This window comes from Campylobacter concisus, from assembly GCF_002913715.1.
Taxonomy (GTDB): Bacteria; Campylobacterota; Campylobacteria; order Campylobacterales; family Campylobacteraceae; genus Campylobacter_A; species Campylobacter_A concisus_AG.
In genome coordinates this window covers 718,796-733,424 of the sequence record NZ_PPCE01000009.1, presented here as the reverse complement: position 1 = coordinate 733,424, position 14,629 = coordinate 718,796, and the positions used below count along the sequence as shown (strand labels likewise).

Annotated in this window: 17 protein-coding genes and 1 tRNA gene; 9 read left to right on the top strand and 9 right to left on the bottom strand. The window is 38.0% G+C overall.

Features of this window, described 5'->3' with window-relative positions:
- The first annotated feature begins 64 nt into the window (after positions 1 to 64).
- Complete coding sequence (locus CYO92_RS07740) at positions 65 to 655, top strand: DedA family protein (RefSeq protein ID WP_180997822.1); 591 nt, start codon at positions 65 to 67, stop codon at positions 653 to 655.
- Between the two features lie 72 nt (positions 656 to 727).
- Here the strand turns inward: CYO92_RS07740 and murI are convergent, their stop codons facing one another.
- Complete coding sequence (gene murI, locus CYO92_RS07735) at positions 728 to 1,516, bottom strand: glutamate racemase (RefSeq protein WP_103588245.1); 789 nt, start codon at positions 1,514 to 1,516, stop codon at positions 728 to 730.
- A gap of 92 nt (positions 1,517 to 1,608) precedes the next feature.
- Here murI and CYO92_RS07730 point away from each other — a divergent pair, with 92 nt between their 5' ends.
- The gene (locus CYO92_RS07730) at positions 1,609 to 2,769 is read left to right on the top strand and encodes an FtsW/RodA/SpoVE family cell cycle protein (protein WP_084041320.1); all 1,161 of its coding nucleotides are present in this window, start codon (positions 1,609 to 1,611) and stop codon (positions 2,767 to 2,769) included.
- Positions 2,766 to 3,788 (top strand): undecaprenyldiphospho-muramoylpentapeptide beta-N-acetylglucosaminyltransferase, encoded by a 1,023-nt coding sequence (murG, locus tag CYO92_RS07725; protein ID WP_103588244.1) that lies wholly within the window; start codon positions 2,766 to 2,768, stop codon positions 3,786 to 3,788. Before CYO92_RS07730 ends, murG begins: the two co-directional genes overlap by 4 nt.
- Here murG and CYO92_RS07720 read toward each other — a convergent pair.
- Together CYO92_RS07720 and CYO92_RS07715 are read right to left on the bottom strand one after the other, a co-directional pair.
- Positions 3,780 to 4,514, bottom strand: a complete 735-nt coding sequence (locus tag CYO92_RS07720) for an imidazole glycerol phosphate synthase (protein ID WP_103588243.1) — start codon at positions 4,512 to 4,514, stop codon at positions 3,780 to 3,782. The two genes, murG and CYO92_RS07720, sit on opposite strands and share 9 nt — an antisense overlap.
- A gap of 73 nt (positions 4,515 to 4,587) precedes the next feature.
- Positions 4,588 to 4,664: transfer RNA gene (locus CYO92_RS07715), tRNA-Arg, on the bottom strand.
- Positions 4,665 to 4,774: 110 nt separating this feature from the next.
- Here CYO92_RS07715 and CYO92_RS07710 point away from each other — a divergent pair.
- Genes CYO92_RS07710 through CYO92_RS07700 form a run of 3 tightly spaced genes read left to right on the top strand, consistent with a single transcriptional unit; the run spans position 4,775 to position 6,623 of the window.
- Entirely contained in the window at positions 4,775 to 4,960 is a 186-nt protein-coding gene (locus CYO92_RS07710) for a hypothetical protein (RefSeq protein WP_103588242.1), read from the top strand.
- A 50-nt stretch (positions 4,961 to 5,010) separates the two neighbouring features.
- A complete protein-coding gene (locus CYO92_RS07705) occupies positions 5,011 to 5,841 on the top strand; it encodes an adenylosuccinate lyase (protein WP_072594230.1) in 831 nt (276 codons plus the stop codon).
- Between the two features lie 38 nt (positions 5,842 to 5,879).
- Positions 5,880 to 6,623: a hypothetical protein gene (locus CYO92_RS07700; RefSeq protein WP_103588241.1), complete on the top strand. Its 744-nt coding sequence runs from the start codon at positions 5,880 to 5,882 to the stop codon at positions 6,621 to 6,623.
- Here the strand turns inward: CYO92_RS07700 and CYO92_RS07695 are convergent, their stop codons facing one another.
- The 6 genes from CYO92_RS07695 to CYO92_RS07670 are packed head-to-tail and all read right to left on the bottom strand — an operon-like array spanning position 6,624 to position 12,196.
- The gene (locus tag CYO92_RS07695) at positions 6,624 to 7,874 is read right to left on the bottom strand and encodes an RNA polymerase factor sigma-54 (RefSeq protein WP_223315361.1); all 1,251 of its coding nucleotides are present in this window, start codon (positions 7,872 to 7,874) and stop codon (positions 6,624 to 6,626) included. It abuts the gene before it with no gap.
- A 3-nt stretch (positions 7,875 to 7,877) separates the two neighbouring features.
- Complete coding sequence (lptB, locus tag CYO92_RS07690; RefSeq protein WP_072594228.1) at positions 7,878 to 8,606, bottom strand: LPS export ABC transporter ATP-binding protein; 729 nt, start codon at positions 8,604 to 8,606, stop codon at positions 7,878 to 7,880.
- Positions 8,599 to 8,997, bottom strand: a complete 399-nt coding sequence (gene tsaE / locus CYO92_RS07685) for a tRNA (adenosine(37)-N6)-threonylcarbamoyltransferase complex ATPase subunit type 1 TsaE (protein WP_103588239.1) — start codon at positions 8,995 to 8,997, stop codon at positions 8,599 to 8,601. Before tsaE ends, lptB begins: the two co-directional genes overlap by 8 nt.
- Entirely contained in the window at positions 8,997 to 9,242 is a 246-nt protein-coding gene (locus CYO92_RS07680) for an RNA-binding S4 domain-containing protein (RefSeq protein ID WP_103588238.1), read from the bottom strand. The genes tsaE and CYO92_RS07680 overlap by 1 nt, the downstream gene beginning before the upstream one ends.
- A 33-nt stretch (positions 9,243 to 9,275) precedes the next feature.
- Entirely contained in the window at positions 9,276 to 10,103 is an 828-nt protein-coding gene (locus CYO92_RS07675) for an alpha/beta hydrolase (protein ID WP_103588237.1), read from the bottom strand.
- The gene (locus tag CYO92_RS07670) at positions 10,097 to 12,196 is read right to left on the bottom strand and encodes a TonB-dependent receptor domain-containing protein (protein WP_103588236.1); all 2,100 of its coding nucleotides are present in this window, start codon (positions 12,194 to 12,196) and stop codon (positions 10,097 to 10,099) included. The genes CYO92_RS07675 and CYO92_RS07670 overlap by 7 nt, the downstream gene beginning before the upstream one ends.
- A gap of 201 nt (positions 12,197 to 12,397) precedes the next feature.
- On the opposite strand from CYO92_RS07670, the gene CYO92_RS07665 reads away from it, so the two are divergent.
- The 3 genes from CYO92_RS07665 to hslV are packed head-to-tail and all read left to right on the top strand — an operon-like array spanning position 12,398 to position 14,625.
- The gene (locus CYO92_RS07665) at positions 12,398 to 13,621 is read left to right on the top strand and encodes an argininosuccinate synthase (RefSeq protein ID WP_103588235.1); all 1,224 of its coding nucleotides are present in this window, start codon (positions 12,398 to 12,400) and stop codon (positions 13,619 to 13,621) included.
- A 23-nt stretch (positions 13,622 to 13,644) separates the two neighbouring features.
- A complete protein-coding gene (gene rplI / locus CYO92_RS07660) occupies positions 13,645 to 14,091 on the top strand; it encodes a 50S ribosomal protein L9 (protein ID WP_054196623.1) in 447 nt (148 codons plus the stop codon).
- Positions 14,092 to 14,625 (top strand): ATP-dependent protease subunit HslV, encoded by a 534-nt coding sequence (gene hslV / locus CYO92_RS07655; RefSeq protein ID WP_002940451.1) that lies wholly within the window; start codon positions 14,092 to 14,094, stop codon positions 14,623 to 14,625.
- Positions 14,626 to 14,629 lie beyond the last annotated feature (4 nt).

Sequence of the window (14,629 nt, the reverse complement as noted above, 5' to 3'; positions counted from 1 at the left end):
TTGTCAAAAAGCTTAAGCTATGCTTTGCTAAAATGGCTCACTTTAAAATTTTTCAGGAATTTAAATGCTGCATGATGTTATTGATTTTATAGTTGCGAGCGTAAGTAGCTGGGGTTATGCTGGCATATTTGTGATGATGTTTTTAGAAAGCTCGTTTTTTCCATTTCCAAGCGAGGTCGCAATGATACCGGCTGGCTATTTGGCGCATAAAGGTGAAATGAGTTTAATTTTGGCCTTTCTTGCAGGCACGCTTGGAAGCCTGCTTGGCGCTATTTTTAACTATTATCTTTGCTACTTTTTTGGTCGCGAGATCGTTTTAAAATACGGCAAATTTGTGGGAATCACTCACGAAAAAATGGATAAATTTGAAGCATTTTTCAATAAACACGGCGAAATTTCTACATTTAACTCACGTCTGATTCCTGGCATTCGTCAATACATCAGCCTACCAGCTGGACTTGCTAAGATGAATATTTTTAGATTTTGCCTATTTACCACTCTTGGAGCTGGGATTTGGTGTGCTGTTTTGCTTGGAGTTGGCTATTTTCTAGGTTCAAATCCTAGCAAACAGACACTTTTAATAATCACGATCACTCTTTTGGCTGTAGTTACTGTAATAAGTGTGGTTTATATAATAAGGCAAAGAAAAGGCTAAATACATATAAAAATATGTAAAATTTAGTGTATTTTATAAAATTTTTATTTGTGCTATTTAGTTAGATTTAACCTAGCAAATCGCCCTCATCTTTTCTAGATGAGTTAAATTTCTTGAAATTTTATCTAGCTCAAATTTACTGAATACTTCATCACCAGAATAGAAAAATCTAACTTTTGGGGCTTTATTTAAAGTAGAAATTTTTAGTCCAAGCTCGCTTATAAGGCGGTTTATTGTCCCTTCGTTGCCATCAATTATACTTATAGCTGATGGCAAAATTTCTCTTAGACTATCTTTAAAATAGTTAAAGTGTGTGCAGCCAAGCACTAAAAAACCAAATTTGCTTAGATCAAATTTAGCTAACTCTTCTTTTAGATATGATTTCACATTCTCGGTGTCAAATTCCCCATTTTCAGCAAAATTTACAAGGCGTGGTAGAGCGAGCAGCTCAGTCTTATCTTTTGCGTGTAAATTTGCGATCAGCTCTTTTAGTTTTGCGCCATTTACAGTGACTGGAGTGGCTATGACAAGCGTCTTTAAGGCATCATTATGGCTTAAGTCATGAGCTTTTTTTACAGCTGGCTCCATGCCGATTATGGGTACATTTAAATTTGCTCTAAGCTCTTTTATCGCCACGCTTGTTGCCGTGTTACAAGCTACTACAACGGCGTTTGCGCCATTTTCTATGAGAAATTTCACCGCATCAAAGCTAAATTTTAAGATCTCATCCCTGCTTTTTTGTCCATACGGGACATTTTTAACGTCTGCGTAATATAAAAAATCATGCTCGCTAAGCTTACTTAAAGCTTCATTTAAGACGCTCAGTCCGCCAAGTCCTGAGTCAAATATACCTATCTTCATGCCCTTCCTTAAAGCCTGCAATTATAGCAAATAATATCTTTGTAAGCCGTTTTTTATTATACTTTGGCACTTTTAAAACTTGGAGTTAAATTTTGGCAGTTGATAAGATCATTTTCTATCTTTGTTCGACTTTGATCGCTATAAGCATTATTTTTTCACTATCTTTGCCAGTTTTTACGGTTTTATTTTTTAATTATGACGAATTTCACTTTTTCATCCGCCAGTTTATTGTTGGTTGTATCGGAATTTTCATTATGTGGTGGCTCTCTAGGCTCAATCCCGAAAAAACGCTTGTTTGGATAGGGTTTGGGCTTCTTATATCTTGCGGCATCGCCATGGGGCTAATGCATGCATTGCCAGCTTCAATGGTGACTGATGCTGGTGGTGCTAGACGTTGGATTAGGCTACCTGGCTTTTCGCTAGCTCCAGTTGAGTTTTTTAAAATCGGTTTTGTCTACTTCTTAGCTTGGAGTTTTACTAGAAAATTTAGTGAAGGCAAAAGGACCTTGCTAGATGAGATTAAGATACTCATGCCTTATATTATTCTTTTTGGTGTTGCCATCTTTCTTATCGCTGTTATGCAAAATGACCTTGGTCAAGTAGTCGTGCTGGCGCTTACATTTGTGACGATGGCACTTTTCGCAGGAGCAAGTGCGAGACTTTTTAGTATCGGTATCTTAGGGGCTGCTTTTGTTATGACAGTAGCGATAGTCAGCTCTGAGCATAGAATTTTACGTATAAAGTCATGGTGGGGCACAATACAAAATATGGTGCTTTCTTTCTTGCCTGATAGCGTTGCAGATGTATTAAGAGTGGCTGATGCACCAGAGCCATATCAAATTTCTCACTCGTTAAACGCTATAAAGCATGGCGAATTTTTCGGCGAAGGGCTTGGCGCTGGTATCTTTAAGCTCGGCTTTTTAAGTGAGGTCCATACTGACTTTGTATTAGCTGGTATCGCTGAAGAGGTCGGTGTATTTGGTATTTTGTGTATCGTAGCTATATTTATAACGCTACTTTATAGAATTTTTAGAATTTCAGCCAGAAGCGAAAATAAGGTCTATCATCTATTTACACTTGGTGTCGGGCTTATCTTATCGTTTTCATTTTTAATGAATAGCTACGGTATCACATCGATCACGCCTATTAAGGGTATTGCTGTGCCATTTCTTAGTTACGGTGGTAGCTCCGTGCTTGCGATTTGTATCGGTATCGGCATGGTTTTGATGGTTAGTAAAAGGGCAAAATTATGATTGTTATTTGCGGTGGAGGCACTGGTGGACATTTAGCGATCGCAAGAAGCTTTTGCGAGGAGCTAAATAGACGAGATATTAAGCCCATTTTTATTGGTTCAACTAGTGGGCAAGATAAATTTTGGTTTGAAAATGACGAGAATTTTTTACAAAAATTTTTCTTGCCAAGTAGTGGCGTGGTAAATAAAAGAGGCTTTGCTAAGCTAAAATCACTAACAAATATCGTAAATCTTGCTTTAAAATGTAGAAAAATTTTTAAGCAAAATGACGTTAAGGCAGTCATTAGCGTTGGTGGCTATTCAGCAGCTCCAGCGGCTATTGCAGCCATTATCTCAAAAGTACCACTTTTTATCCACGAACAAAATGCTGTAATGGGCAAACTAAATAAAATTTTAAAGCCTTATGCGAAAGACTTTTTTAGCTCTTATGATGAAGCTTTGCCCTACCCTTACCCAGTGGCAAAGAAATTTTTCGATAGTGCAAGAGTGAGAGAGGAGCTAAAGACTATTTTGTTTTTGGGTGGCTCGCAAGGCGCAAAAGCGATAAACGAGCTAGCTATAAATTTAGCTCCATATCTTAAAGAAAAAGGCATAAATATAATTCATCAATGTGGTAAAAACGGCTTTGATGAACTTAAAAAAAAATATGATGAACTTGGCTTTAATGAAACGAATTTAGAAATTTTTGAATTTAGTAAAGAGATAGAAAATAAGATGAGCAAGGCTGACCTTGCCATATCAAGGGCTGGAGCTAGCTCGCTTTGGGAGCTTTGTGCAAATGCTTTGCCATCTATCTTTGTGCCATTTCCTTATGCCGCTGGTAATCATCAATACTACAATGCAAATTTTTTAAAAGATAAAGGCATTGCTGAAATTTGCTTGCAAAATGGAGAAATTTTAGACAAAGACGAAGTTATAAGAATGATAGAAAATTTTGATCTAAACAAAAGCAGTAAAGCTCTAAAAGAGATCCTTTTGCCAAATGGAGCAAAAGAGATAATTGATAAAATTTTAAACTAGCTCCTCACCTATCGCACAAGCTTTTAGTTCTTTTAGCTCAAAGATTAAGTAATGATAAATAAGCTCATTTGTATTTAAAATTTTTGCACTAAAGACTGGTTTTATCATAGTTATTATCTTATCAGTTATACCCGCGATCTCCACTAGCAAAAGCTCATCTTTGCGTTGCTTTGCAGCCTTAATACAATTATAAAAGAACGTATAAATTATCTTAAAATTTTGCAAAATAACATTTGAAACTATCCTAGAATGAATATGCAAAACATTATGTATGCGCTCTTGTAGAGTATTTAGCTCTTCAAGTAGTGATTTTATTTGAGTAGTATCTGTTGTCCTAGAAAAGAGATTTTTCGCTTTATTTTTATTTTGTATTTGATACTCTGCTACTAAAATTTCTATTATATTTAAAATGGCGACATAGCTCTCTTGTAAATTTTCATTTGCCTTAAAGCTCACACCGTTTTTCTCAATTTTATAGTTTAAGCTTCTCTTTATCTGCTCCAAATAAGTACTAATGTTTTCATAATAATCCTCTGTATTAAAGACACTTTTAAAAAAATCGCTTTCACCTTTTAAATTTGTAAGTTTTTTTTTAAGTTCATCAGCATTTTTATTAAACTCAACAACTCCAACTGCCAAGCCGATCTCGTGTTCACTATTTTGTTCTAGTGCTGTCAAACTTTCTTTTAGTACCGAAATTTGTTTTTGAATATTTTGAAAATCCATTTTTTTCTCTTTTAATTTTTTTGCTTATTTTACTATAAAAATTATGAAGTTTTGTCATTAAGAATTAAAAAGATGGTGCGCCCGAGAGAATTCGAATCTCTGACCTTTTGAACCGCAATCAAATGCTCTATCCAGCTGAGCTACGAGCGCACAAGAAAGTTAAGTCGAGATATTAGCCAAACTTTCCTTAAAGAAAAATTGTATTCATTTTAATTTTATAACTGTTTTAGTAAAATCCGATAAAAATAAAAGGAGTAAAAATGAATGATTTTTTCGATAGTTTAAAAGAGATAAAAAAAGAACTTACTAAAGAACAAGGTGAGGTCAAAAAAACTCAAAAAGAAGCCGTTTCTCATACAAAAGAAGAGGCGATCTCGTATAAAGAGAATAAACTAAAAAACGAATTTGCAGAGTACATTAAAGGCCAAGATATAAGAAAAATATAAATTTGGAATGCTTATTGCTAAAACATGTAATATTTTATGTGGAGTAGGCAATGAAAGTTACGCAAACATTAGAATCTCTAAGCATTTTAACTGATAATGACACTTTGTTTCGTGAGCTTAGAGATATGATAAGCAGAAATTTTACAAAAATTTTATCTAATAAAAATAAGGTTATTTCGTTTTATGAAGAGAGCGAAATCCCGCAACGCAAGTGCTTTTTAAAATTTATAAAAAAACTTTATGAAAAGCAAAGTGATGATAAGCTCGATATTCGTTTTGCAAACTATAAAACCATAAAGCTTGGCTTTGTTCAAAAAAATACCCTAACTCCAGTCATTAGCCTAAACGTAAATTTTGTAAAAAATGAAGTCAAATTTGAACTAAAAGATGCACTTTGCAGAGACTTTGCTAGCTACATCAGCGAGAGTCTAGTAAAAAGTAATGTTACTTTTAGCAAAAATGATGATTTTTTAAACATCACCATCTCAAACGACAACGACATAAACACATTAAACAAACTGCTCTACAAAAGAAGCTATCCAAAATTTAGCGTAAATTTTATCTATGATGAAAAAGACTACAAAGCCTTTAAACAAGGTATAAAAATAAAAAGCTCATCTAAATTTGTAAGCAGATTTTCTGTGCTTGCAAATTTGCTTGAGGAAAATTTTGGGATTTTGGGTTGTAAAAAAGATGATGACTTTGAAACTATCAGACAAAGCTATCTTTCACTCGTAAATATCTATCACCCAGATAGGCACGCCAACAAAAATCCTCTCATACAAGAAGAATACGCAAAAAAATTTAAAAATATTCAATCTGCTTATGAGAGCCTAAAACCATACTTTAAAAATCAAGAAAATTTTGTGATGGTTGGCTAGAGTACGGCTTACCACAATGGCTATTAAAGAGAGCGAAAATGAATGGTGAAATGTTTAATATATGCGCCATTATTGTTGCCGCAAAGCAGGCCATAAAGTCAAATTCTCCTATCCTGTATAATGGCACTAACTACGAAAATAGTATAAATTTTCACTTTCTCTCAGATCATAGGGCAAATGGCGTAAATGAGTGGTTTGAGCATGCATTAAAGCTTGGATTAAGTGATGTAAGACTTGCTACAAATTTAACTGGCTCATCAGATGAACGTTTATTGCTTAGCTTTTCAAACTCTACCGCAAAATCGATCATCTGCATTTTTAAAGAGCACATGAGCTGCTTCGTGCCCTACTGGAAATACAACAAAGATCAAAGAGGCTGGGACATAATATATAAAGAATTTGGTTTTGAAAAAGATGTAAATTTAGAAAATTTTAGCGACAACACAGAGGCTTTTATGGCCATACTTACCAAGATAGCGGCCTTTGCAGATGAGATAGGGTGTGAGAATTTTGGTGAGTGTTTTCGCAGGGCATTAAAATCACTTAGATCTTCAAGCAATGATGACCAAAAGATATTTAATGCACCGCTTATGCCAAAGAAAAATTTAGCTCTTTTTGCTGCGGCAAGCTTGGCTGATGTCTTTGGTGGTATGGGCTCTTGGAACGACGATGCAGCAGGCATGGCACAATATAAAAAACATGGTAAAGAGTACGAAGAGCTTAGTAGCGAGCTTTTTGCGCAGATGCGCAAGGCCATACTTTTTGCTGTAAATGAGTGGTAGCTAGCCGTTTATCTGATAGACTCTTTTTCGCTGGCTTGAGCTGCCGATATTTAGGATTTTGCGGTATTTTGTGATGGTTCGGCGAACGATTTGGATATTAAATTTAGCTTGGATTAGCTCTTGGATTTTTAGATCAGAAAGTGGCTTTTTGTGATCTTCGCCTTTAATGAGTTCTAGCAAAAATTCCTTTATTGCAGCGTTTGAGATCTCCTCGTCAAAGCCAGTTGAAAAGAAATTTTTAAGTGCGACCGTGCCTCTTGAGCAGCTTAGATATTTGTTTGCGATCGCTCTTGAGATGGTTGAAGGGTTGCGTCCAAGCTCATCTGCTAGGTCTTTTAGCTTCATAGGCTTTATGTCGCCACCCAAGAAGTAGTCATACTGATACTCAACTATCATGAGCCCTATCTTATAAAGCGTTGCCTTTCTCATCTCAAGGGCGTCTATGAGCTCGCTCGCCTCTTTTATGCGTGAGCTTACAAAGGCCTCTTTCTCGTCTAATCCCTCGGTATCAACCAAAATTTCAGGATAATAATCATCATTTATCTGCACGCTAATGCCACTACTTGTGCTTAGTACGAAGATATCAGGCACTGCCTCTTTTTCGTCCTCAAGATATTCAATGGCCGGAGGATTTTTAAATTTTTTTATGATCTTTAGCGCGTCGTCGTAAAATTTTAGCTTTCTAAGCTTTTCTATATTTTCAAAATTTAAGATGATCTTTCTTGTGCACTCTATGATCTCATCGCTTGCCTCTGCCTCACTTAGCTGAAACAAAAAGCTCTCTTTCACATCCTTTGCGCCAACGCCACAGGGCTCAAGGTAGGCAAATCTTGCCCTAACCCGCTCCACTTCGTCCTCATTAAAACCAGCAAAAATTTCATCATCATAGGAAAAATATCCCTCATCATCTAAGCACTCGATAATCTTATATGCGATATCTTGTGACTTTTGCGTGGGGAAAAGTGGTGGATTTATCTGGCTAACGAGCTTTTCATAGAGGCTTTCTTTGTAGATGCTTAAAGCCTCAATGCTCTCACTAACAGAATTTCTACTAACCTGCTCAAAAAAATTTCGTTTTTTTTCGCTTTTTTCTAAATTTTTATGTTCGATCGTGGCAAATGGATTGTCTTTTATAAAAGGCTCAAGCGTCTCTTTTAGCTCATCAAGTCCGCTTTGAAGGATAGGAAGCCAGCTTCTTAGCGTTTGGTTTAGTTTGATCTTTGGCGCTAAAGTTTGCTTTTGCCTTAGCATCATCTACTCAAGTAGCTTAAATTCTTCGCCAAGATAGTGCGTTCTAACGAGCTTATTGTTTGCCACTTCGCTCGCACTGCCGCTTGCTAGCAGCGAGCCATCTTTGATGACGTAAGCTCTGTCACAAATGGCTAGCGTCTCACGGACGTTGTGGTCAGTTATCAAAACGCCGATGCCTAGCTTTTTAAGGTCTCTAACGATGCTTTGGATATCGCTAACTGCGATAGGATCGACGCCTGCAAATGGCTCATCAAGCAGCAAAAATTTTGGCTTTATGATGAGGCTTCTTGCGATCTCACAGCGTCTGCGCTCGCCGCCACTTAGGCTAACGCCCTTTCTTAGGCGGATAGGCTCGATATTTAGCATATTTAGCATCTCATTTACTCTTTTTGCTATCTCTTCCTCACTTTGATTTAAAATTTCAGCCCCAAGAAGTAAATTTTCTTCAACACTTAGCTCTTTAAATATGCTTGATTCTTGCGGCAAATAGCCAATACCAAGGTGTGCTCTTTTGTGAAGTGGGACGTTTGTGATCTTTTCATCATTTAAAAAGACATCTCCGCTAGTTGGTGAGATGAGCCCACAGATCATATAAAAAGTAGTCGTCTTTCCAGCACCATTTGGCCCAAGAAGCCCTACGACTTCGCCGCTATTTACCTCTAAAGATATGCCTTTTATGATCTCAGTTTTCTTAATCGTCTTTTTTAGATCTTTTACTTCTAGTTTATGCACTTATAACCTCGTATTTTCTGCCATTTTTGCTAGGAGAAATTTTCACTAACGTATAGCTCTCACCATTTTTCTTTAGAGCTTTTTCTAAATTTTCATCGCCCCACTCTACTAGATGAAGCCCCTCTTCAAATAAATTTTCAAAAAGGCCGTTTTTTACCATCCCGTCAAATCCGATCTGATAGATGTCGTAGTGGTAGATATCTTTACCATAAATTTGCATCAAAGAAAACGTAGGCGACGTCACGCTCTCATCTATACCATGAGCCTTGATGATCGCCTTTACAAGCGTAGTTTTGCCACTTGCCAGATCGCCGCTTAGCAGCACCACGCCACTTTTTGGCAGCACCCGCACAAGCTCATCAAGCTCATTTTCTAAAAGCTCAAAAACCATCAAAGCTCTTTTACATATTTGCTTTGAGCGCTTTTTGGTATGCTTTTTGTAGTTGGGATCGCTAGCACCTCGTATCTCACCTCGCGCGTTAGAAATTTGATGCTAACCACATCGCCAACCTTAACATCTTTTGCCGCTTTTGCCTGCACGCCGTTGATGCTCACAACGCCGCTTTTGCACATATCTTCGCTAACGGCACGCCTTTTGGTGATATTTACTACGTTTAAAAATTTATCTACTCTCATGCGGCGGATTTTAACAAAAATAGCCTTAAATTTTTAATCCTTTAGATATTTTAAAAGCTCTTTTAAATTTAGAGGTATGACGCTGCCATGCGTTTCGTTTTTAAAAAGTTCAAAGTGAGAATTTACACCACTTTGCTTTAAAATTTGGGCTAGATCGCTCGCCTTTAAAGTGCCAGCTTTGTCTGTTTTGCCCTTTCTCTTTTCAAGCTCGCCAACGCTAAGAAAGACAAATTTAGCTTTTAATTTTTCTTTAAATTTATCCTCACTCACATTTTGCTTTAAAATTTCAGATTCACCCCACCAAAGAGACGGCGAAGCGATAAAGAAATTTGAAAAGATGCCCTCATTTTTAAGCATGGCATAAAGCGTAAAAAGACCACCAAAAGAGTGTCCATAAAGGCTTTTTGGGAGATCTTGCACATTAAATTTCTCATCAATTAGCGGCACTAAATTTTTAGTTAAAAAGTGGTAAAACGCATCTGCGCCGCCACCTTTGTCAAATTCCTCGCCCTTTGCTTTTGGCGTGAGATCTCTTGTGCGTTTTTCCACCTCATAGCTTTTGTCACTATCATATCCTATGCCTATTATTAGCGGGGCAGCCTTGCCATCAAATTCATTCAAAAGTATGTTAAACTGGGCATTTGCATCAAGCAAGAAAAGCACATTTTTAAACTCATTTTGCCCTTTCAGCTTGGCTGTAAAAATTTTATAAATTTTATCATTTGCACTCATTTTAAAGGTTGAAATTTCAAATTTGCTAGCAGCTTTTTGGCTAAGTGGCTCAGGTGTTTGGCTAGGTCCTGCATGTAAAGTCTGCGTTATACCAAGCGTAAAAAGCAAAAACTTAAAGGCTCTTACCATTTTGCAGCGACCTTAAACCAAAATCTCCTGCCCTCCTGCGGATACCAGTAGTAGTTGCCGTCGTCTGCTAGCGCCTCATCGTATCTTACTTTATCAAAGATATTGTAGGCATTTAGGCTAAGTGTTAGGTGCTTGTTCGCATCCCAGCTGACACCTATATCAAAGGTAAGTAAATTTTTGTCATTTTCACTAACTTTGTTACCAGGGCCAAATTTCACGCTAGTAAGCTTGCTCTCATAGTTTGCGCCAAAAAATGTCTTAACGCTTTTTACAGGCTTATATGTAAGCATGACGTGAAGCGCGTGCTCTGGCGTTGCTGTTAGGCTTTTACCATCAAGTCTGGCTAGATTTGTCTCACTAAATTTCATAGGGCCTCTTGGCGTATTTATAGTTGGGTTGCCAGTTTTTATCTTTGACTTATTATAGGTATAGTTTGAGCTTAGATTTAGATTTGAAAGGATGTCGTAGTCGCCACTTAGCTCCACGCCCCAAACGGTCGCACCTTCAATATTAAAGTAAGTTCCCCAGCCAGGACAATTAACACTTGGCGCACCTGAGCAAGTGCCAAAGGCTGGAATTTTATTTACATTACTGTTGTCGGTGTCTAGGATCTTGTCTTTAAACTCATTTCTAAAAAGCGTTACCGAGCCTCTAAAATCAGCCTGATTGTCATAATATGCCCCAACTTCATAAGTCATGCTCTTTTCTGGTTTTAGATCTTTGTTACCAAAATCAACTATTTTCCAAGCATTTTGGATAGTGCCTACTTCTGGGGAGATTTGATTGACATTTGGCGTTTTATAGCCAGTTGCTACGCCGCCTTTTAAGCTTAGCGTATCTGTGGCATTATAGACTAGGTAGGCTCTTGGCGAGAGGTGATTGCCAAAGAATTCGTTGTGCGTGAGTCTTGAGCCAAGCGTTAAAAATAGCTTCTCATCTAAAATTTGCCACTCATCCTCGATAAATCCCGCATGCTCACTCATCGAGTAGCTTTTTGGATTTTTAAGACCATTCCTTGAGGCGTTTGAGACGATGAAGGTCGTGCCGACATTTTGCTTGCTAAAGTCATAGCCAAAAGTTAGTGCGTGAGCACCAAGAAAGGTTGTAAATTTTGAATTAAAGTTGTGATTTTTAGCTTTTGCAGGTATGAGGCTGTCAAAAAGGCTCGTTCTTTGTGTCTCATCATAAATGTAGCTGATATCGGCATTTAGATTATCAAATTCACCAAGGTAGCCTACTCCGTAGCTCTTTTTCTCATAGTCATAATTATCCAATGCTCTTCTTCTTGGGTTTGGATCGGCTGATTTGCCAACCGTTTTTGAATAATCATGCCTTTCGTTTGAGCCAAGGATGTAAAATTTATTATGTTCATCTGGCGTGATCCAAAGTTTTGCACTTAAATTTCTCTTATCACTTTTTTGATAACCACCGATGTAACCATCTTCATCTCTTAGTTTTTTATAGCCCCAAAGCTGGAGTGCAAAAAGGTCTTTATAGAGAGGTAAATTTAGATAAAAGTCGCCTTGCCTGCCATCGCCTATACCTTTATGAGTGTTTATCGTGGTTGAGATGCCGACATTGCCGCTAAATTTTGAAAAGTCCTTTTTGGTAATGATATTTATAACGCCTCCAACCGCATCGCTACCATAAAGCGAGCTCATAGGCCCACGGATGACCTCTATACGCTCGATCGCTTCAGCTGGCGGGATGAAATTTGAGTTCATATCCCCTGCTCCGCCCTTTGGATTTGCACTGCTTGAATTTACTCTTTTGCCATCAATCAAAACTAGCGTTTGAGACTTCTCCATGCCGCGTATCGAGATGCCACTAGCTGCCCCGTCCTCGCCACCAACGACATTTACGCCTGGCACTTTTTGGGCGATTGAGTGAAGTGAGGTAAAGCTATCTTTTGTAAGCTCATCGCCACTTATCACGCTGATGCTTGCAGGGGCTTCTTTGATCTGCTGCGAAAAGCCGCTGGCACTTACTACGACGCCATCTAGCTTAGTTTCGTTGTTCTCTTTCTCTACTGCATAGAGAGAATTTGCTACACAAACACTAAGGCAAATGGCAATAAATTTTGTTTTTCTCACGACTATCCTTTTAAAATTTAATTTGAAAAAGTTTGAAATTTAACAAAGTATCTTTTAAAACAATATTAATTATCATAATTTTAAATAGTAATCTTTTTTATAAAATTTTCTAAGAAAAAACTTACATTATTTATTAAATTAGTTTATTAAAAATTAATCAATTTAGGCTAAAATACGACCATTTTAACAAAAGGAAGAGCTATGAAAAAAGACGTAAAAAAAGTGGTTTTAGCATACTCTGGCGGACTTGACACAAGTATCATTTTAAAATGGCTTCAAGATGAATATAACTGCGAAGTAGTCACATTTACAGCTGACATTGGCCAAGGCGAGGAGCTAGAGCCTGCACGCAAAAAAGCCTTAGCACTTGGCGTAAAGCCTGAAAATATTTTTATTGAAGATTTAAGAGAAGAATTTGTACGTGATTATGTATTTCCAATGTTTAGAGCAAATGCAGTCTACGAGGGCGAGTATCTACTTGGCACATCAATCGCTCGCCCACTAATAGCAAAACGCCAAAGCGAGATCGCAAGACTTGTTGGTGCTGATGGCGTGAGCCACGGAGCAACAGGCAAAGGTAACGACCAAGTTCGCTTTGAGCTTGGATACTACGCACTTGGCGACAACCTAACTATTATAGCTCCATGGCGCGAGTGGGATCTAAATAGCCGTGAAAAACTTTTGGCATATGCTGAAAAAAATGGCATAGATATCACCAAAAAACCAGGCAAGAGCCCATACTCAATGGACGCAAATTTACTTCACATAAGCTATGAAGGTCTAGTGCTTGAAGACCCAAGCCACGCACCAGAAGATGATATGTGGAGATGGACAGTAAGCCCAAAAGATGCTCCAGATAAGAGCGAGATCATCGAGATTGGCTATGAAAAAGGCGATCCAGTGAGCATAAACGGCAAAAAAATGAGCCCAGCTGAAATTTTAACCGAGCTAAATCGCCTTGGCGCAAAACACGGCATCGGCAGACTTGACATCGTAGAAAACCGCTCAGTTGGTATGAAGAGCCGCGGCTGCTACGAAACTCCAGGTGGCACGATAATGCTAAAAGCTCATAGAGCGATCGAGAGCATCACGCTTGACCGCGGCGCAGCTCACTTAAAAGATGAGATCATGCCAAAATACGCCGAGCTAATTTACAACGGCTACTGGTGGTCACCTGAGCGAAATATGCTCCAAGCGCTCATCGACAAGAGTCAAGAGCATGTAAATGGCTCTGTAAAAGTTGAGCTTTATAAAGGCAATGTGATCATCCTTGGCAGAAACAGCAAAGATGACAATCTATTTAGCGAGGCATACTGCACATTTGAAGAAGATAGCGTTTATGATCAAAAAGATGGAGAGGGATTTATCAAACTAAATGCGCTTCGCTTCATCATCGCACGTAAAAATGGGCGAAAATTTGACTAAAAATAAAATTTAAAAGGATAAAAATGAAAGTATTATTAATAAAAGATGTAAAGGCGCTTGGTAAAGCTGGCGAGATAAAAGAGGTAAAAGACGGCTATGGCAATAACTTCTTAATCGGCAAAGGCTTTGCAAAAGCAGCCACTCCAGATGTCCTTCGTCAATACGAAGCGGCTCAAAAGAGAAAGGCTGAAGAGCTAAAATATGAGATCGCAAATTTAGAAAAGCTAAAAGAAGAGCTTGAAAAAGTTACAGTTGTCATCAAAAAAACTCTTGGCGCAAATGGCTCGCTTTTTGGCTCAGTTTCAAAAGAAGAGATCGCAGCAGAGCTTGAAAAAACGCATCATTTAGTTGTCGAGAAAAAAGCGATCGACATGGACACTCACCTAAAAGCAGTCGGCCTTTATGACGTTCATGTAAAGCTTGGACACTCGATAAATGCAAGCTTGAAGGTTGATGTGCAAGGAGAATAGATGTTTCATGCGACAACCATCTTAGCCTATAAAGGCAAAAATAAAGCGGTCATCGGCGGCGACGGACAGGTGAGCTTTGGCAACACCGTCTTAAAAGGCAATGCCGTAAAAATTCGCAAAATTCACAATGGCAAAGTCCTAGCTGGCTTTGCTGGCAGCACTGCTGATGCGTTTAATCTTTTTGATATGTTTGAAAAAAATTTAGAACATACAAAGGGCGATTTGCTAAAAGCAGTTATAGAATTTAGCAAAGAGTGGCGCAAGGACAAGTATCTAAGAAAACTTGAAGCGATGATGCTTGTGCTTGATAGGGATAAAATTTTCTTACTTAGTGGCACTGGAGATGTGGTTGAGCCAGAAGATGGCAAGATAGCAGCTATTGGAAGTGGTGGCAACTACGCACTTTCAGCGGCCCGTGCCTTAGATAAATTTGCCGATATCGACGAAGAGGAGCTAGTCAAAGAGAGCCTTAAGATCGCCGGCGAAATTTGCATCTATACAAATACAAACATCAAAACTTATGTTTTAGAATAAGAGA